We start from the raw sequence: 18,782 nt of genomic DNA, 5'->3' as shown, positions 1-18,782 counted from the left end.
AGCCATCGCTCTTAATGATGCGCGGCATCAATAATTCAGCGACTTCGTAGGTGGTAAAGCGCTCATGACAAGTGAGGCACTCGCGACGGCGACGCACTTGATCGCCCTCAGCAACGAGGCGCGAGTCAATGACCTTGGTGTCTGTTTCAGCGCAAAAAGGGCAGTGCATGATCTAGGGGTCCTTGTTCTACAATGGCGACGATTGTAACGGTGAAAATCAGCTATGACAGAGACAAGCCACTTTTTTGCCTATCTCAGCAAATTGCGCTGGATAGAACGCTGGGGTATGAAGCGTAACGCCATCCGTGAAAATGTTATGGAGCACAGTTTTGAAGTGGCTGTCGTGGCGCACGCTCTGGGTGAGTTGTACAACCAAAATCATACAGAGAAATTGGATTTAGGCGTGCTGGTGTTGACCGCTTTGTATCACGATGCTTCAGAAGTGTTGACCGGCGATTTGCCATCGCCGATCAAGTACCACAATGAAAAAATTCGCGATGCGTACAAAGAAGTAGAGCATGCAGCGGAACGCGAAATGTTGGCGATGCTGCCCAAGCCTTTACAGGCTACTTATGCACCGTTTTTGTTGTCAGAGCGTGTAGATCCTATTGTTAAACAATTGATTAAAGCCGCTGATATCATCGTGGCGTACACCAAATGCAAAGCGGAAATGGTGGCGGGCAACCCGGAATTCAGCAAAGCCATGAAAGATATGGAGGAGAAACTGTCGCACATTGCTTTGCCAGAAGTGCGCCAGTTCTGTGAAATGTTTTTGCCGAGCTTTAGTTTGACGCTGGATGAGTTGATTAAGCCGCAGGCTTGATTAAAGAGGGCAGTTGCCGCAAATGGGATTGAGTGTGTCTTTTTGCATATGTGCTAGTCGAAGTGCTTGATATTCGTTTCCGTTCCAATACTCACTAAAATTTCCTGTATTAATATTAAATGTCCCATGGTTTGGTTGGGTGCGTGCACAGCAGGGTGTTACATGTCCTTCGGCGGTGATATGTACGGAGCGATAAGGCCATGCGCATTTACCGATGCGCCGCTTTGGTAATTTATAGCCAACCATGATGCCGCGAAATGCCAAACGCCATTGCTGTTTTATGATGGCCTTATGGATTTCCGGTAATTTCAAGAGAGACTTATGTATCCTGTCGGCCGTTGTTTGGTAATCAGGATCTCCGCGCACCAGCCAGTTTTCGACAAAGCCTATGGCCAGATAATCGACGCCCAGATCAATACACAACGAACCCAGCGATGAAAGATTTTTGTAGTTCATCTCAGTGGTGGTGTTGTGTATTCCTATGATGACGCTGGAGTCACCACGATTCCTTTCTTCCAATAACACTCGCATACCTGTCAGTACTTCATCTAGGCCGACTTTTCCCATAGGTCGAATTTGCGCGAATTCTTCGGGCTCTGTCGAATCGATGCTGATACCGACTTCATAGACATATTCGTGTATTAGGCGGCGGATTTTTTCATTGAGCAACAAGCTGCCGTTGGTGATAATCCATACCTTGATCGAGCGCTCCTTGAGTTTTTTCAAAATAAATTCGATGTCAGGGTGAAGAAATATTTCACCGAGCCCCGCGAGGCGGATGGTTTTCAGGTCTGGCAGTGTCGTCAGTATCTTGTCGAGAGTCGCTGGTAATAGATCATTTTTTAGGTCGTTAGGATGTAGACTGCTGCGTGAACAGGTGCCGCAAGTTGCATTGCAGCGTGTAGTCGCTTCGATCTCGACATGATCCGGCATTGGTGCGAGCAGAGCTGGCTTGTAGCGAATCATGCTTGTATAGAGAACAAGCTTGCGAAACTTCCGGTGCAGGCTTCTGAACATAAATTTTCCCGCAACTACACAGCTTGTGTACTGGCAATCAATTCATGTTCAGCAGTCTTGCTTTTCCTGACTACTTGGTAGTTGGTGCGTGATGGAGTTTGTCCGCGGAATTCATATTGAGGCCAGCGGTCACGAGCGTAATAGCGTGAAGAAATCTTGGTTGATGAACGGCATGAAAAGAAATTTAAGGACATAGTAAAAATCCCAGAAAATAGCGCCTGTCCTCAATCGATGTGTCAAGCCGCCGCCAAATGATTGGCATTGAATAAAACGGCTCTTTTATAAGCTATTTGAGTGTATTGAGCCACGGTCTCTCGACAAGGGTATTGTGTGTAAACAGATCATTCGAAGTAGTGTAATAATCCATCAGTTGTATAGGATTGGATAATGCCTTGTGCATGATAACGATTGAACATTTCTAATTTCCTGGAAATGCTACGGTTCTACCAAATTTAATCATTCCAAGAGTGCATTCTTCTTAAATGGTTCTTCAGTATCCTCCATACGGTTTCTTCAGAAGATGTCTGCGTAGACCAAGCATGAAAAAACCACTGGTTTCTAGCTTGCATTTTTATGGCAATTGCCGCAGCCTGTTGCCCAACTCTGTATTTTTCCTCTTTGCCGACGAGCGAAGTGTTTCGTCATTACCTGACTCGAAGCCAAGAGGCACCCGGTAACAGCCGGCGCTGTAATTTTTAAAGGTCGTCAGCGCTCAACGTGGATGCCGTTTGTACAAGTCAGGCGATATTCACGCCGGCAGCAATAAGTGCATCACAAACATGACGACGTTCTTGGTCTAGTGAAAATGTCATCGACCGGAACCGCTTTGACCGAAGTCTGGTTTTCAGTTTCACGGCTGGCGTTCCGGAGATTTTTTCGATAACCTAACGCTTCCATCTGGTCATCTTGCTGGCGCAGTAGTCACATTTGTAAACACAGCCGCGTGAAAATTCAGCATGGCTACTGGTTGATGGCAGACCGTATAGTCGTGAACCGTGTTTCCGATAGATTTCTTTATCATACAGTTCCCAGGCGGGTAGTGGTAAGTCATCTAGATTCGCAATAGGTGTGCGCATCCCTGTAAATAGAATTTCTTCGCCGTTTCTGTAGTACAGGCCTTTAATATCTTTTGGGGGCACACCGTCACAATATTCCTGCACGAAGGAGATATCAAAGCTACAGCAAACAAATGCAGCATCAAGTGGGACTCCATAGCGACTCACTGGCGGTGGTCAAGCTTACGTGACGCCATATGTTAGCACGCTGAACGGAAGAATTTCGCTGGCCCAATGACTGATATCGCGTAACCTGGTTCCATAGAAGGTGTTGTTGTAGCGGTGATGCCGATCACATCTGGCTTGTAATTGAAGATCTTGTCTTTGTGTTCAGAAGTTATACGACATATGATAAGTCAAAGATTTTAACCTGATGACCGTGCTGCATAGCACTGGCGGCTGTGGTGGCTAGGCCGAGCGTGGAAATACCGGATTGGTGATTGCTCCCTTGCTGCCACTATGGCTGGGTACATGCGATGGGTTGATCAAGTACACGCGCCATTGCTTTATACCTGTTCAGATCGTTTGGAGGCGAATATAATCCACTTCATTTGCAGGGTTTCTATCGGGCGGTTTTTACGTTTAGTGGTGTGGATTAAGTCTGCCACCTCATAAACCTGCATTACGCTTTGTTCCACCTTTTGCAGCTGAGATGGCGGGTTTCTCCCAATTCTTCCACTAACAAATTATGGCGATACATGGATGCTGCTTTGGCAGATACTTCGCGCTGGCGTCAATCGTTGCTTCGGCATTGCCTTTTTCCATCGCGTCGAAAATATCGCAAATCCAGTTGGCGGGTTTAGCGGCGTTCCGCTTCGCAAAGCCGCGTGTGGTGCAGGTGATGCGATACGGGTGCCCGAAGTGACCATCGGTGGGCGCGGGTCGTTCGGCTTTGGCATTTTTGTTGACAGTGATATTGCCTGACCGAGTGCAGCGTCAACTTCTTTGCCGGTGATGTTTTTGTCGGTCAGCGACAGCAAAAATAAATGGTTTTCCGTGCCGCCAGACACCACTTGGTAGCCGCGTGCAATGACGGTGGATGCCATGGCTTTGGCGTTGGCTAACACTTGTTGTTGATAGGTTTTGAACGCGGGTTGCAGCGCTTCTTGGAAGCACACTGCTTTGGCGGCAATCACATGCATCAACGGGCCACCCTGCTGGCCAGGGAACACGGCAGAATTCAATTTTTTTTCCAACTCTTCATTTTTGCGCGCGAGAATCAAACCACCGCGAGGGCCGCGCAGGGTTTTGTGCGTAGTCGTTGTGACCACATCGGCAAACGGCACTGGGTTGGGATAAATGCCAGCGGCGATCAAACCGGCGACATGCGCCATATCGACAAACAAATACGCACCCACTTTGTCGGCGATTTCGCGGAAGCGTGGGAAGTCCAGAATGCCGGAGTAGGCAGAAAAACCGGCGACGATCATTTTGGGTTTGTGTTCGATAGCGAGGCGTTCGAGTTCGGCGTAGTCGATCAAGCCAGTGGCGGGATCCAAACCGTATTGCACAGATTGATAAATCTTGCCGGAGAAGTTCACGCCTGCGCCGTGGGTCAAGTGACCACCGTGAGCGAGTGACATGCCGAGCACTGTATCGCCCGGTTTGCACAGCGCCATGTAAACCGCTGCGTTGGCTTGGCTGCCGGAGTGCGGCTGCACATTGGCGTAATCGGCGCCGAACAATTGCTTGGCGCGGTCGATGGCGAGCTGCTCCACCACATCCACAAATTCACAGCCGCCGTAGTAGCGTTTGGTCGGGTAGCCTTCGGCGTATTTGTTGGTCAGCTCTGAGCCTTGTGCTGCCATCACTGCGGGGCTGGCGTAGTTTTCAGAGGCGATCAGCTCGATGTGATCTTCCTGTCGTTTTTGCTCGCTTTGAATGGCATTCCACAGAGCGGGATCAAACGAGGCAATCGTGACATCTTTGCTGAACATGCTGAACTCCAGAAGGCTTTTGCTGAATCAAAAAAACAGGCTGCATTGTACACGAGGGGTGCATTGGGCAGAATGCAGACAAATCTTGCTGACGGATGCTTATGTCTGAACTTTCCCCTTCTGACCACTTAATTAACGCGTGTGGTTTGTACTGCCCAGAGCCGGTAATGTTGTTGCACAAAGCGGTGCGCGAAGTGTTGGAGGGGCAGCTCATTGAAATGTGGGCAACCGATCCATCTACCTGTCGCGATGTGCCGAAGTTTTGTCATTTTTTGGGGCACGAATTGTTGGTGCAAACGCAAGAGGGCGATCAGTATCGCTATGTCATTCGCAAAATTGTGAAAGAGGTTTGAGATGCGTTTATTGCACACCATGTTGCGCGTTACCGATTTACCGCGCTCGATTGCGTTTTACACCGATGTGTTGGGCATGCGTTTATTGCGGCAGCAGGATTATCCCGACGGTCAATTCACTTTGGCGTTTCTCGGTTACGGAGCTGAATCAGAAACCACCGTGATTGAACTTACTTACAACTGGGGTGTGCACAGTTATGAAATGGGGAATGCTTACGGGCATATCGCAATTGCTGTAGATGATGTGCAGGCGGCTGTTGATGCGATGCGCGCCAAAGGTGCCAATATTCTGCGTGAGCCTGGGCCGATGAAAGCAGGCACAACCGTATTGGCTTTTTTAGAGGATCCAGACGGTTATCGCATCGAACTATTGGCAAAACACTAAACAAAAATAATTAAGCGGAGTGCGTAATGAATCCATCGCTGAATAATGACCATGGTTCTTTGGAAACTGCAATTACTGGCCAATACGATTTCACCATCAGTGAGGTTTTGTCTGAAGCATGGGAAAGGATTGATGGCTACAAATGGCAATATGCCGTGATTGCTTCGGTTTATTTTGTGATTTATTTTGCCGCAGCTATTGCTATAGGTTTGTTGTTTTACGAGAAGCCTACTCAGATGGAGGCGGCGATGCAATTGGTAGGAGTGACTCTGATTCCCATGAGTGCAGCGTTGACCATGATGGGCTTGAGTATGGCGACAGCACAGCCAATTACTGTGAAGCAATTGTTTTCATACTACGATAAATTATTTTTGTTGATTGGATTGCAAATATTGATTGGTTTAGCTGTGGTTTTGGGTTTGGTCTTACTTATCATCCCTGGTGTTTATTTGATGATTGCACTGATGTTCGCCATCCCTTTGATGCTAGAAAAAAATCTTTCCATCATTGATGCATTTGAAGCGTCGCGCAAAGCAGTAACGCATCATTGGTTCAAGATTTTTGGTGTTCTTCTTGTGATGGGGATTATTTTATTTCTGTCTATTTTGCCATTGGGCATTGGTTTAATTTGGACTGTACCTATGATGGTGACAGTGATTGGCGTGATGTATCGCAGGATGTTTGGTATCGGTGAACAAATGAATGCTATTGAGCATCAAAGTACGCAATATATGTAATGTAGAGCTGTCGCAGCCCTTGTTGGGTTTGGAAAACAATTTCGTCGTCGAGTTGCTTTCCTAATGCGGCACGCGCCAGCGGTGAATCCATGCTGATCCAACTTTTTGCGGGATCAATTTCATCAGGGCCAACAATGCGGTAGCGGTTTTCGCTACCGTCTTCATCTTCTACTGTAATCCACGCACCAAAAAACACTTTGCTTTGTTGGTCGGGGATGCGGTCAACCACTGTCAAGACTTCTAAGCGCTTGCTTAAGTAGCGCACGCGGCTATCAATTTCACGCAGGCGGCGTTTGCCATAAATGTAATCGCCATTTTCCGATCGATCCCCATTTTTTGCAGCTTCGTGTACGGCAGAGGTCACTTGCGGCCTTTCAATTTCCCACAGCTGATGCAGTTCTGCGCGTAATGCTTCTGCGCCTTCTGTGGTGATGTAGGCCGAGCGTTTGGGTGCGGGTGGGCGATAGCGTCCCATAAGAGGTTCCGTTACTTAGCCGCCAGCGAGCTTGATTTTAAAGCCGCGTTTTTCTAATTCGGCTTTTAATTTGTCGCGCTGGTCGCCTTGAATTTCTACCACCCAATCTTTCACTGTGCCACCAGTACCGCACAGTTGTTTCAATTGTTTCGCCAATGTTTGCAATTCGTCTGCGGATAATTCAAAACCGGTGAGCGTAGTGACGCCTTTGCCGTTGCGCCCTGCGGTTTCGCGGCGAATACGAATAAAGCCATCACCTTTGGGTGGTAGTGAGGGTAGTGGGTCGATGGATTTGATACGACCGCTTTCAGTGGAGTAAACCAGTTTGCTGTCTTTTTTGCTCATGGATGATTTCCGAGAGTAATAGCGATTTTTCCAAAATGTGCGCGATTTTTCATATGCTGATGCGCCGCATCTACATCGTGAAAATCAAAATAGCGATCAATCACAGGGCGAAATTGTCCGCTGTCTATCCAGTGCCAAGCGCGTTGACGAATATCACTCACCATCGCAGTTTTTTGTTGGTTGGATTGCGCGCGCAATGTCGAGCCAGTGATGGTTAAGCGTTTCATCATCACTGTAGCGAGATTGATTTCCGCTTTGCTGCCATTTAACACGGCAATATTGATGATGCGCCCATCTACAGCGGCAAGCTTGATGTGCTGCGCTAAGGCTTCGCCGCCGAGAATATCGAGTGTGACATCCACGCCGTGTTGTTGGGTTGCTGCGTGCAGTGTGTCAGTGAAATCACCTTGGTGATAATCAAAAGCGAGTTCTGCGCCAAGTGCGATACAACGCGCACATTTTTCGGCGTTACCGGCGGTGGTAAAAACGCGTGCGCCTGCTAAATGTGCTAGCTGGATGGCGGTGGTGCCGATGCCGCTGCTGCCCGCTTGTATCAACACAGTTTCGCCCGCTTGCAATTTGCCGCGCTGAAATAAATTGTGCCAAACCGTGATAAACGATTCCGGCAAACACGCAGCTTCTGCTGCGCTGTATTTTTCTGGCCAAGGCAGGCATTGTGTGGTGGGCGCAAAGCAGTAATCGCTATAGCCGCCGCCGTTGACCAAAGCGCAAACGCGATCACCTTCTTGCCATTGCGTAACATTTTTCCCGCAAGCGATAACCGTTCCTGCGACTTCTAAACCGAGGATGGGTGAGGCATCGGGTGGTGCGGGGTAGAGCCCAGCGCGCTGCAACAAATCAGGGCGATTGATGCCAAAAGTGGCGACAGCAATTAACACTTCGTCGTCGTTTATTTCACGCAAAGTTTGCTCTGCGATTGCCAGTGTTTGGTCGGGCAGATGTTGGATAAAACGCTGTTTCATGTTGCAGGTTTTTGTTGCGTAGTGGCAATCGGTGGAATAGGAGTGTCGATTGTGTCGGCAACCGCGCGCAATAATTCAAGTGCTTCTGCGCTGTATTGTTGCTGCGTATCAGCAATAGCAGTGCAGCACGCTTTTAATAAGCGTGGCTTTACCAATGCTTGTAAGCAGCGCAGTTGCCGTACAGCTTGATCCAGTGCGTTGATATCATTCAATGCCTCTGCATCCAATATTGTCTCGGGTAAACCCAGTTGTTGCCATGCGCTAGAAAATTTCTGTATCGCTAATGCTTCTGTGGCGTGTGTGGATAAAGCCAGTGCTGAGAGCACGGTGCGGCAGCTATTGGTTGTGACAGTTAATGTTAGTGCGCTGCCACCAGAAATTTTTGTTGCATTCAATGAGTGGCGCAAGATGCGATACAAAGACCACTCAAACAGCGAAATTTTTTGATCAGCATTGATTTGTGCCATCACCGCTTTCAAAAATAAATCGCGTTGCGCTGTACTTAGTAATAAAAGGCTAGGCAAACAGAGGTCTAGCAGAGGCAAGCGCAATGCATAAGGTAATTGTGTAACGCTGGCTGCAATTTTTTCACACAAGCTGGAAACGCTGCCGGGCGTATAGTTTTTTAGCAAAGTGAGCGAGGCGGTGTTGTCTGCCGCTGTGCGCTCCATCAATAAGCAATGGGTAATAGCACTCGCGCCCCATGTTTCGCGCGCCATATTTTTTAAGTCATTGGGAATGCGGGTTAATCGTTGCTTGGCTTCGGTAAGATGTTCAGGCTGCGGTGTGCCGATATTGTCGATTGCTGTAACGACGCTGGTAGCAGCGGCAATGCCCGCAGTCATCTCTGTAGCCATCATTGAGGGCGGTGTGTATTGAATCTCACCATTCACAATGTTGATGCGCGATGGATCTATCGTTGGTCTATCGACATCAATTTTCGAGGCGTCGACAGCAGGAAACTTGCCATCCCAATGCGTGTCAATCGCTTTAATGCGTTCCGCCAAAGGTGGGTGTGTGGCAAACCAAGAAGAAAAACTGCTGACACCATTGCCAAAAAATAAATGACTGGCTTGTGATGCGTTAGGGTGAGTAATGATAGAACCTGCGGTGTAGCCACCAATTTTTTTTAATGCACCAGCAATGCCTTCTGGGTTGCGCGTGTATTGCACGGCGGAAGCGTCAGCAAGAAATTCACGCTGGCGGCTGATGGCGGCTTTGATCAATTTTCCAAAAAAAGTGCCGCTGTAACCGACAATAACCAGCCCTAGACCGATCAGTGCCAAGCTAGAAGCATTCTTGCTGTTTCGAGAGCCTGAGCGTCGGCTGCCGCTTTGCAAAAGAAAACGACCAATTAAACCGATAAATAAAATACCAAATAGCCAGCCCATTAATTGTAAATTGATGCGCATATCGCCATTAAAAATATGGCTGAACTCGTGGGCAATTACACCTTGTAATTCATCGCGCGAGAGTAATTGAATCGCACCGCGCGTAATACCGATAGCCTCATCGCGATGATCGTGTCCGGCAGCAAAGGCGTTGATAGATTCTTCTTCCAAAATGTAAACCGGCGGCACGGCGACGCCTGCAGCAATTGCCATTTCTTCAACGATATTGAGAATTTTTCGTTCATTGAGGTCGTTGCTGGCACGATCCAGTAGATGACCGCCTAACAGTGTGGCAACAGCTGAGCCGCCAGCGCGCAATTGTTGCATTTTGTACCGTGATGCCAAGCCAATAACGATGGTGATAGCAACGGCAATTTCTGCCATCACTGCGCCATCCATTGAGAGTGGTAAATTGCCTTGTACCGTTGATGTGCTCTGACTAAAACCTATAGCCAATAACACGATCAGTTGCGTTAGTCCTATTAAGCAAATAACAGCCAATGCAAACAGCGCCACCAGCCATCCAGTACGGCGGCGCGCATTGGCTTGCGATTGAAAAAAATTCATCAAGCTGCCTAGCGTTAATTTTTAGAAGCTAACTTTAGGCGCTGCTTGTATGGCTTGATGATCTTCAAATTCAAGCAGAGCCATATCTGTATTGTGGCCAAAAAGGCCAGAAAGAAAATTGGCGGGAAAAGATTGGCGCGCTGTGTTGTATTCGGTGGCAGAGTCATTCATCGCTTGGCGTGCGAAAGACACTTTATTTTCTGTGCTGGTCAGTTCCTCAGAAAGCTGCATCATATTTTGATTCGCTTTGAGATCAGGATAGGCTTCCATGGTGACATTGAAGCGACCGAGCGCACCGCCTAATTGTGTTTCAGCGTGACCTAAGTTGGTGATGGCGTTGCCGTCTGCTGGATTACTCGAAGCAGTTTGCAATTGTTTGCTGGCAGTGTTGCGCGCCTCAATCACTGCTTCCAGCGTTTTGCTTTCATGCGCCATGTAGGCTTTGGCGGTTTCGACGAGATTGGGAATTAAGTCATAGCGGCGTTTGAGTTGCACATCAATTTGCGCAAAAGCGTTTTGATAACGATTTTTTAAATTGACGAGTTTGTTGAACAGTGAAATCAAATAAATTGCTATCACTGCCAAAATAATCAGAGTAATTAATCCGCTGCCCATGGTGTATCTCCGTGTGAGTGATAAAAGCTCATTGCCAATCAAAACGCTGACCGATCAGTGAGAACAGTGCTTCGTTGTGTGGTTCATAGTACTGCACTAGCGATTGCCGTACAGCGCGATCGGCTTCGCCATAATTGCCGGGCTTGCGCGGTAGTAAATCGGTAGGGTGAAAGGAGGCATCGACACCTAAAAAAGCGTAGAACTGCGCCAGTACAGCATAAGGCTTTTGAAAGAACTGTTCACTGCTGAAGATAGCGATTTGTTCGCGTGGAAAATGCTGAAAAAAAGCTTGCAGTTGTTTAGCGTAATGACCGCGCTCACGGTAGCTAAAGCGTTGTGCAGCGCTGTGGGTGAGCAGCTTGCCAGTGGCGAGTGCATCCCAGTCATCGCGCGTGCGTTTGCCTTCAGCCGCTAAAGCATCCTCTAAGCTGAGTAGGTCGTGGTGGCGGCGAAACTCTTGGTGATAATGAGATATGGCGCGATCAGCGGGGTTGCGCAGCAACAGCAGTAATTTTGCAGTGGGGCAGTGTTGTGCGATGCGCTGCGCAACCAAAGGGTGTGCCATATAAAAAGGCGATGCTTCGCCGGTGATTTGACCGGATTGGCAAACAGGAAATTGGCGTTGATACCAAGCTGCACCGCGCGCGTAATGCTGATCAAAAAAATGCACTTCTTTGCGCGTGGCGCGGAGAATTTGTGGGTGCTGGGTCAGTGCGCTGTAGAGGCTGGAAGTGCCACCTTTTTGTGTGCCGATAATCAGAAAGTGCGGCGCAGGCATGGTTTACAGTGCGGGGCCATTGGGAAGAAAGCGATTGTCACTATTGCTCTTAATCCACAGCACCATGTCGCGTGACAGAGGTGTACCGCGCTGTTTGAGCAGGCGAGCAATCCAAATCACGGGGGATTTATCGCCGCCGTGCCAGTGTGAAAGCTGCTGTTCTACTTGAGTAAAGAATTGCACCAGCTGTACTAAAGTTGATTCATCCATGGCGGCCAATACGGGCTGCCAGTCGTGAGCCGTGAGTCGCATCATTTGGTTGCTATTGCTGGGGAGTTGCTTTTCCCATGCAGCCAATGCTTGCCAGTCACCTACGGCAGCAAAGCCTGCGCACTTGGCTAGTAATTGCGCATCAATGGAGTAAGTGGCGGTGGTTTCACTGCCGTCTGCGGGGTTCCAGCTGCCAAGTGTCATGGAGATACTGCCTTTATGTTTGTATGAAGATATAGATGTGGGCGCATTGTAACGAAGTCAGAAGGGGCTTCGACAGCTGATAGAGCGGTGAAAAAAAGTGGCATCGTTAGTGGTTTTTTGAGCTTCTTTGTATTACCCTGCGCGCGTTGTTTGACTCAATTGACAATTTTTTCACATTTGACCATGGGTAAGGAGATTTACCGTATGAAAAATAAACTGATTGCCGCATTTGCTGCCTCTGCTCTGGCTTTGGGTGTTAGCACAGCTGCTCAAGCTGATGACCACTTCTACGCTGGTTTTAGCGCTGGCTACTTTGACAGCCACGCTGATCTCGAAAAATCTGTTAATGAAGGCGTTGCTGGCGTACAAGTGGGCTACCACTTCAACCCAGACTGGTCTATCGAGCTGGGTCAATTGTCTGGTTTTGATTCAGACGACCAAGAAGTCGTTTCTTTGACTGCTGCTTACCGTTTGTGGGGCGAGCAAACTCAAATTTTAGCGGTTGGTGGTATTCAAAATCTGCGTTACACCAACAGCGAAGTTGAGCCTGTGTTGGGTGTAGCACTTTCTCACTACTTCACTGACAACGTAGAAGCCCGCTTGACTGTGTTGGGTGGTGTTGAAGACAAAGAATATATGACTAGCACACTGTCTCTGAACTACCACTTCGGCACGCACCAAGATGCCGTTGCTGAGCCAGAGCCAGAGAAAGTTGCTCCTGCTGTTGTTATGACAAAAACCATGCACGCTCACTTCGATACCGATAAGAGCCGTGTACGCGCAGCTGACCGCGCTGAAATCATCCCTGTTGCACAGGCGATGAAAGCGAATCCAGGCAGCACCGCAACTATCGTTGGTCACACTGACAGCACAGCTTCTGAAGCGTACAACCAGCGTTTGTCTGAGCGCCGTGCGGATGCCGTCAAAGCGGTGATGGTAGAAGAAGGTGTAAACCCTGACGCTATCGAAACTTCTGGTCGCGGTGAGCTGGAGCCAGTTGACAGCAATGACACTTCTGCTGGCCGTCAAGCTAACCGTCGTATCGAAGCGGTTGTTACTGGTTTGCCACAGTAATTGCTCCTTGAGAGATAAAAGAAGCCCGGTTCGCCGGGCTTTTTTGTGTCTGTAATTTATGGCTGCGTTAGACTGCGCGCACCGCGTGGGAGAGAGAAATCAATAATGAGCACGACGCTCTATTGGCATGACTATGAAACTTTTGGTCGCAATCCGCGTTGGTGCGGTATTGCGCAGTTTGCCGGTATTCGCACGGACGAAAACCTCAAGGAAATTGGCGAGCCTTTGATGCTTTATTGCCAGCCGCCGCAAGATAGTTGGCCTGAACCAGAGGCGTGTTTGATCACCGGCATCACGCCGCAATTGTGTCGTGAACGCGGCGTGGCGGATGTGCAGTTTGCTAAAAAAGTGTTACACGAATTAGCGCGACCTGGCACTTGTGGTGTCGGCTTCAACAATATTCGTTTCGATGATGAATTTACGCGCCAACTGCTGTATCGCAATTTCTATGACCCTTACGAGCGCGAATGGAAAAATGGCAATTCGCGTTGGGATTTGTTGGATGTGCTGCGCATGGCGCGCGCATTGCGCCCAGAAGGCATTGAATGGCCATTTGATGAGCAGGGCAATCCAGTGATGAAGCTAGAAGCACTGACCGCAGCGAATCATATCGAACACGCGGGCGCACATGATGCCTTGGTGGATGTGCGTGCGACGATTGCGATGGCGCGAAAGCTCAAGCAAGCACAGCCGCGCCTTTACGATTTTGCGTTTCAATTGCGCGATAAAAATGTCGTCAAAAAATATTTGGATTTAGAAACACATCATCCGGTTTTACACACTTCTAGCAAGTTGGGTAGAGAGCGATTATTCACCACCTTGGTGATGCCTGTGATGCAGCATCCGAGCAATACGAACGGCGTGATTGTGTTTGATTTGATGCAAGATCCAGCTGCGTTGATTGATCTCCCCACTGAAGAAATTCGCCGCCGCTTGTTCACTGCGAATACTGATTTGGAAGCAGGTGTGGAGCGATTAGCGGTAAAAACAGTACACAGAAATAAGTCGCCGATGGTCGCGCCTTTGTCGCTGTTCGATGGCGCTGTCGAAACGCGCTTGGGTTTGGATCGCGCGCTTTGTGAGAAACATTGGCAGACTTTGTATGCGCGTCTGCCTGAGGTGCAGGCGAAACTCAAAACCGTGTTTGAACAGGAATATGAACCTGTCGTGCGCGATGCGGAGTTTCTTATTTATGGTGGGTTTTTGGGTGCGCAGGATAAACGCGTGGCAGATGCTGTGCGTAAAGCAAATCAAAAAGAGTTGAGTGAAAATAGCTTTGTGTTTTCTGATCAGCGCCTGTCAGAATTATTGTTTCGCTATCGTGCGCGCAATTTTCCTCAGAGTTTATCGGCGGATGAGCAGGCGCAATGGCAGGAGTGGCGGCATTTTCGCTTGCACAACAAGGTGAGTGAAGATTGGCTGACACGAGAAGCGTTTCGCACTCAGCTCGAAAAATTGAAAAATGACTATCAGCAGGATGTTCAAAAAATGGCGGTTATTTCTGCGCTGATGGCATGGGAATCGGAGGTTAATTAATGCATTTTCCTGGGGCACATATCCTTTCTATTACGCCGTTTGATCGCAGCGACATTGAGCATATTTTTTCAGTGGCAGACTGCATGGAGCCGTATGCGCAGCGCAAGCGTGTCACGCGCGTATTAGAAGGCGCAATTCTCGGCAATATGTTTTTTGAACCGAGCACGCGAACGCGAGTGAGTTTTGGTTGCGCATTTAATTTACTGGGCGGTGAAGTGCGCGAAACCACGGGCTTTGATTCGTCTGCACTCGCTAAAGGTGAATCGCTGCATGACACTGCGCGTGTGCTGTCCGGCTATAGCGATGTTATTTGTATGCGCCATCCACAAGCGGGTTCGGTGGCTGAGTTTGCAGAAACGAGCCGCGTCCCTGTGGTCAACGGTGGCGATGGTGCCAATGAACATCCCAGCCAAGCACTGCTCGATTTGTACACGATTCGCAAAGAAATTACTTCGCGTGGACGCAGTTTGTCAGAGTTGCGCATCGCCATGATTGGCGATTTGAAATATGGTCGTACCGTGCATTCATTGTGCAAATTACTTTGCTTGTATCCAACCGTACAAGTGACATTGGTGTCGCCACGCGAATTGGCGATGCCGCCAGAGTTGGTGGACATGATGCGCAGCGCTGGAATACGCGTCACAGAAACTGATCAGCTGGAAGCGAGTATTGGAAAAGTGGATATTGCGTATTCCACGCGTATTCAAGAAGAGCGATTTACCAGCAAGGCAGAAGCAGATTTGTATCGCGGCAAGTTTCGTCTCAATCAGCAGGTTTACACGCAATATTGTGAACCCAACACGGTGATTATGCACCCGCTGCCGCGCGATTCTCGTGCAGAAGCGAATGAGTTAGATAACGACCTGAATGAAAATCCAAACCTTGCGATTTTTCGCCAAGCCGATAACGGCGTGGTGATTCGTATGGCCTTGTTTGCGCTGGTATTGGATGTGGTGGACTTGGTGGATAAACACGCGCTGGATGTGCGTTGGTTTCGTGCACGGTAATAAAAAAGGATGAGAGGTGTGCGGTAGTTGCAGTCACACACCTCTCGTGTTTTACACCATCAACGAACTGATTGTTGGAAGCGTTTTTCCAGTGTTTGTACGCTGCTCGGTACAGAAAGTGTATCCAGCGTATCGCTCATAGCCGCCAAGCGATCCGCCGGCGCAGGGTGTGTCTGTAATAGCAGAGCCATGCCGCTGTCACGCGCAGTACGCGCTTCCAGTTTTTGCATCACCGCGACAAAAGCGTAAGGATCGTATCCCGCTTTTACCATGGTGCGTAATGCTTCTTGATCGGCAGCGTATTCATCGCTTTTATCTAAACCGCGTGCGTACACTTGCTTTGATGCATTCACTACGCTTTGGGCAAACTCTCTTTCGGTGGATGACATTTTCCCTTGCGTTGCAGCTGACCCTACAAATGAACCGACATCCACAGCCGCACCGAGTAAATTATTGCTGCGCATAGCGTTGAGATAATCTTTGTGTGTGACATGCGCGATTTCGTGCGCTAACACGCCAGCGAGTTGCGCTTCGCTATCCAGCATATTGAGCAAGCCGCTGGTGACAAAAACATAGCCACCGGGTGCTGCGAACGCGTTGACATCGCTATCGTTCAGCACACCAAAGCGCCAGTTCAAATGAGGGCGTGTGCTGTGCAGTGTGAGTAAGCGACCGACACGATTCACATAGCGTTGCTGCTGTTGCTGGCGACTCAATTTCGATGCGCCTAACAGTGTGCCTGCCATGTGATAGCCGATATTGTCTTCTTCTTGTTCAGAAGTGCCCGCTGTACTTTTTGATAATTTTTCACCGGCATCGGCAAGCGGTGTTAAATCATAACCACCGACATTCATACCGCGCATTTCGGCACAACTCATCAGCAAAGTCGAAGCGAGCAAGAGTGTCAGACGTGAGAGTATTTTTGAATAAGTCATCGTCTTATCTCCTTGGCGCAGGCAGGCCAGCGGCCTGAGCAAATTGACGCGCTTCTTCTGCGCTCACTTGGTATTGGCTCAAGCGAGCTACTTCAGCGGTGTCTTCCTGCGCGTTTTGCAGTTGCTCGCGTGACAGCCCGCGCACACCAGTCGCCACCGTGGTGTTACTGCGTGAAGCTTGTGCGAGGCTCGCTAAACCGCTCATCGTCGATTCGCCGCCGCGCGTTGCGCCGCCTTGTAAACGCACATTGAGCATGCGCACCCAGCCTTCGCCTTGTGCAGTTTTGACTTGATACCACGCACCTTGGCGTGTGCCGATTTGCAGAGATTGCCCAGCCGATAGTTGCTGAATAGTCGCGCTGCTGGCGTTGGGCGCGCTTTTCAGTTCCGTAGCAACCGTGGTTTGACCAGCGTCAGCTTGTGCGGCGAGTGCAGCCAGCAACAGCGTGCCGCCCAACAGGGGTGACAGGATGCGAGTGCGTAGAGTCACGATACTTTCCTCCTAGGTTCGTAGATATTAACGGGCTCCTCACGGCCTTTCACTTTGCAAGAGCCGTGCGGTAGAAACTCAAATTGCTCGCCGCATAAATCGCGCGTACTTTGTGAAACCAAAATTCGCGCAATCCCTTTGGTCACGCCTTCCAAACGACTGCCCAGATTCACAGTATCGCCAATGGCGGTGTATTCCAATCGTTGATCACAACCCAACATGCCAACGACCGCAGGGCCAGAGTGTATGCCAATGCCAACATCAAAGTCTGCAAGGCCGTGTGCGGTACGAAAATCTTCCAGTGCATCCACCATGTCCAAGGCGGCATTCACTGCGTTAACAGCGTGCTGCTCGTCGGGCAGCGGTGCGCCCCAAAACGCCATGATGGCATCGCCGATGAACTTATCCAGCGTGCCGTGGTTTTTGAAAATCACACCCACTTGCTTGGTGAAATAAGCATTCAACAGCGACATGATTTCCGCCGCGCTGGCTTTCTCCGACATCGTGGTAAAGCCGCGAATATCCGAAAATAAAATACTGATTTCGCACTGCTTGCTGGCTTGAGTTTCTTCACTCAAACCTTGCTCGGCAAGTTGTTGCACCACCACAGGATCAAGAAAACGACCAAACATTTCGATAGCGGCTTGTCGTGCGGCGTGCTCCTGCCAATAGCGCAATGCGGTGCCAGTGCCGAGTAAAACGAGGCTGGCGATGAAAGGTGAAATCAATGGCACTAGCCAGTGCTGGCGAATAGCTATCATGCTAATTGCTGTGAGAAACAGCGCGATAGTTGTTGAGAAAGCAGCGGTGATGAGTAGTGGTTTTTTTTGTTGCAAACGCCAGAGCAACAGCAGCAACCACGGCAGCCCAACAGCCAGCCCCAGCCACGCGTTGTAGCGTAGCCATTGGCGGTTTTTCAGGTTGTCGAGTGTGTTGGCCAGCAGGTAGAGGCCGGGGTATTGCGCGTTGATGGGTGTGGGGCGCAAATCGTGTAAACCCGCTGCGGTGGCACCGATAAAAACAATTTTGTTTTGCAGATTTTGTTTTTCGCCCGCTTGCACTTTTGTCCACACATCCGCGTAGCTGTAGCGCGTGTACGGAGAATCGACACCGTCGCCACGCCACGCCAGTCGTAGCGGTGAGGGTGTTTGCTGCGTATCCAGCTGCAAATAATTGGCAACGACTTGTGGCAGCGACAGCAACAACCAACCTTGTTGTAGCTGTTGCGTTTGGTAGTGGCGCGCAATGCCATCGGCGTCAGCGATGTAATTGATCAGCCCTAGTCGCCAATGTTCGGGTGCGCCCAAGATGGGTAACAGCAAATCGCCGCGTGCTTCCACTTGTGCGGTGGGCGTGCGCTGCAGGGGGAGGTTACTGGGATAGCTGTCGAAGCGTTTGCTCTGTTCGGGATTGGCGCTGTTCATCAGCAGCGTGGGCAGAAAAATATTGCCGTGTTGATTCAATACATCGCCAAAATATTGATCGAATTCAGGGCGTTGGATGTCGGGTTCGCTAAACCAAATATCGAACACCACCGCGCGTGCGCCCTGTGCCAGCAGCCACTCCACCAACTCGGCGTGTGTGGCGCGCGGCCACGGCCAGCGACCTACCGTATCGGCCATCGCGCGCAGGCTGTAATCATCGATATCCACCAACACGATGTCTGGGTCGGCAGGGTCGCGCTGTGCTTGTTGCGCGGTGAGTTTGTCTAGCCACAGAAAATCCAAACGCGCGCTGGCAGGCCAAATAGCAGGCAGGCACAGAATGCCGACAGACAGCAAAAATGCGGCGATCAAAGCGAGAGGCAAACGGCGTGCCAACATGTGTCAATCCTTGTAATGGCCGCCGTATTGTAGCAGTCTGAC

At 49.6% G+C, this 18,782-nt stretch carries 19 protein-coding genes and 1 pseudogene; 7 read left to right on the top strand and 13 right to left on the bottom strand.

The window, feature by feature from the left end; all coding sequences use genetic code 11:
* Window positions 1-169: transcriptional regulator NrdR (locus R3E63_08755; GenBank protein MEZ5540013.1), on the bottom strand; the 169-nt coding region annotated here is incomplete at its 3' end.
* A gap of 54 nt (window positions 170-223) precedes the next feature.
* Here R3E63_08755 and yfbR point away from each other — a divergent pair.
* The gene (gene yfbR, locus R3E63_08750) at window positions 224-823 is read left to right on the top strand and encodes a 5'-deoxynucleotidase (protein MEZ5540012.1); all 600 of its coding nucleotides are present in this window, start codon (window positions 224-226) and stop codon (window positions 821-823) included.
* On the opposite strand, the gene R3E63_08745 is transcribed toward yfbR, so the two are convergent.
* Both R3E63_08745 and glyA read right to left on the bottom strand, forming a co-directional pair.
* Window positions 824-1,840: a radical SAM protein gene (locus tag R3E63_08745; protein MEZ5540011.1), complete on the bottom strand. Its 1,017-nt coding sequence runs from the start codon at window positions 1,838-1,840 to the stop codon at window positions 824-826.
* Window positions 1,841-3,573: 1,733 nt separating this feature from the next.
* Window positions 3,574-4,832: pseudogene (glyA, locus tag R3E63_08740) on the bottom strand (serine hydroxymethyltransferase).
* A 101-nt stretch (window positions 4,833-4,933) separates the two neighbouring features.
* Between glyA and tusA the strand changes: the two are divergent.
* The 3 genes from tusA to R3E63_08725 are packed head-to-tail and all read left to right on the top strand — an operon-like array spanning window position 4,934 to window position 6,307.
* Entirely contained in the window at window positions 4,934-5,185 is a 252-nt protein-coding gene (tusA, locus tag R3E63_08735) for a sulfurtransferase TusA (GenBank protein ID MEZ5540010.1), read from the top strand.
* 1 nt (window position 5,186) lies between these two features.
* Window positions 5,187-5,570: a lactoylglutathione lyase gene (gene gloA / locus R3E63_08730; protein MEZ5540009.1), complete on the top strand. Its 384-nt coding sequence runs from the start codon at window positions 5,187-5,189 to the stop codon at window positions 5,568-5,570.
* 26 nt (window positions 5,571-5,596) lie between these two features.
* Window positions 5,597-6,307, top strand: a complete 711-nt coding sequence (locus R3E63_08725; GenBank protein ID MEZ5540008.1) for a hypothetical protein — start codon at window positions 5,597-5,599, stop codon at window positions 6,305-6,307.
* Here R3E63_08725 and greB read toward each other — a convergent pair.
* The 7 genes from greB to R3E63_08690 are packed head-to-tail and all read right to left on the bottom strand — an operon-like array spanning window position 6,276 to window position 11,875.
* On the bottom strand, window positions 6,276-6,782 hold the full coding sequence (gene greB, locus R3E63_08720; protein MEZ5540007.1) for a transcription elongation factor GreB: 507 nt from the start codon (window positions 6,780-6,782) through the stop codon (window positions 6,276-6,278). The genes R3E63_08725 and greB overlap by 32 nt on opposite strands.
* A gap of 15 nt (window positions 6,783-6,797) precedes the next feature.
* Window positions 6,798-7,127, bottom strand: a complete 330-nt coding sequence (gene yciH, locus R3E63_08715; protein MEZ5540006.1) for a stress response translation initiation inhibitor YciH — start codon at window positions 7,125-7,127, stop codon at window positions 6,798-6,800.
* Entirely contained in the window at window positions 7,124-8,110 is a 987-nt protein-coding gene (locus R3E63_08710) for an NAD(P)H-quinone oxidoreductase (GenBank protein ID MEZ5540005.1), read from the bottom strand. The genes yciH and R3E63_08710 overlap by 4 nt, the downstream gene beginning before the upstream one ends.
* Window positions 8,107-10,068: a M48 family metallopeptidase gene (locus R3E63_08705; GenBank protein MEZ5540004.1), complete on the bottom strand. Its 1,962-nt coding sequence runs from the start codon at window positions 10,066-10,068 to the stop codon at window positions 8,107-8,109. The genes R3E63_08710 and R3E63_08705 overlap by 4 nt, the downstream gene beginning before the upstream one ends.
* 21 nt (window positions 10,069-10,089) lie before the next feature.
* Window positions 10,090-10,683, bottom strand: coding sequence for a LemA family protein (locus tag R3E63_08700; GenBank protein MEZ5540003.1), 594 nt, complete (start codon window positions 10,681-10,683; stop codon window positions 10,090-10,092).
* Between the two features lie 28 nt (window positions 10,684-10,711).
* Window positions 10,712-11,461: a sulfotransferase domain-containing protein gene (locus R3E63_08695; GenBank protein ID MEZ5540002.1), complete on the bottom strand. Its 750-nt coding sequence runs from the start codon at window positions 11,459-11,461 to the stop codon at window positions 10,712-10,714.
* A 3-nt stretch (window positions 11,462-11,464) separates the two neighbouring features.
* Window positions 11,465-11,875, bottom strand: coding sequence for a hypothetical protein (locus R3E63_08690; protein MEZ5540001.1), 411 nt, complete (start codon window positions 11,873-11,875; stop codon window positions 11,465-11,467).
* Between the two features lie 204 nt (window positions 11,876-12,079).
* Between R3E63_08690 and R3E63_08685 the strand changes: the two genes are divergently transcribed.
* The 3 genes from R3E63_08685 to R3E63_08675 all read left to right on the top strand — a co-directional run bounded on the left by R3E63_08685 (window position 12,080) and on the right by R3E63_08675 (window position 15,492).
* The gene (locus tag R3E63_08685) at window positions 12,080-12,949 is read left to right on the top strand and encodes an OmpA family protein (GenBank protein ID MEZ5540000.1); all 870 of its coding nucleotides are present in this window, start codon (window positions 12,080-12,082) and stop codon (window positions 12,947-12,949) included.
* A 105-nt stretch (window positions 12,950-13,054) separates the two neighbouring features.
* Window positions 13,055-14,485, top strand: coding sequence for an exodeoxyribonuclease I (sbcB, locus tag R3E63_08680; GenBank protein MEZ5539999.1), 1,431 nt, complete (start codon window positions 13,055-13,057; stop codon window positions 14,483-14,485).
* Window positions 14,485-15,492 carry an aspartate carbamoyltransferase gene (locus tag R3E63_08675; protein MEZ5539998.1) on the top strand — a complete coding sequence of 336 codons (1,008 nt, stop codon included), beginning with the start codon at window positions 14,485-14,487 and terminating at the stop codon, window positions 15,490-15,492. The genes sbcB and R3E63_08675 overlap by 1 nt, the downstream gene beginning before the upstream one ends.
* A 59-nt stretch (window positions 15,493-15,551) precedes the next feature.
* Here the strand turns inward: R3E63_08675 and R3E63_08670 are convergent, their stop codons facing one another.
* From R3E63_08670 to R3E63_08660, 3 genes are read right to left on the bottom strand one after another with little or no spacing between them, the layout of a single operon-like run.
* Window positions 15,552-16,427 (bottom strand): M48 family metalloprotease, encoded by an 876-nt coding sequence (locus tag R3E63_08670; protein MEZ5539997.1) that lies wholly within the window; start codon window positions 16,425-16,427, stop codon window positions 15,552-15,554.
* Between the two features lie 4 nt (window positions 16,428-16,431).
* Window positions 16,432-16,917 (bottom strand): SH3 domain-containing protein, encoded by a 486-nt coding sequence (locus tag R3E63_08665; protein ID MEZ5539996.1) that lies wholly within the window; start codon window positions 16,915-16,917, stop codon window positions 16,432-16,434.
* A complete protein-coding gene (locus R3E63_08660; GenBank protein MEZ5539995.1) occupies window positions 16,914-18,740 on the bottom strand; it encodes an adenylate/guanylate cyclase domain-containing protein in 1,827 nt (608 codons plus the stop codon). Before R3E63_08660 ends, R3E63_08665 begins: the two co-directional genes overlap by 4 nt.
* Window positions 18,741-18,782: the final 42 nt, after the last annotated feature.

The organism is Pseudomonadales bacterium, assembly GCA_041395665.1.
Lineage (GTDB): Bacteria > Pseudomonadota > Gammaproteobacteria > Pseudomonadales > UBA7239 > UBA7239.
This window is presented reverse-complemented; position numbering and strand designations above follow the sequence as displayed.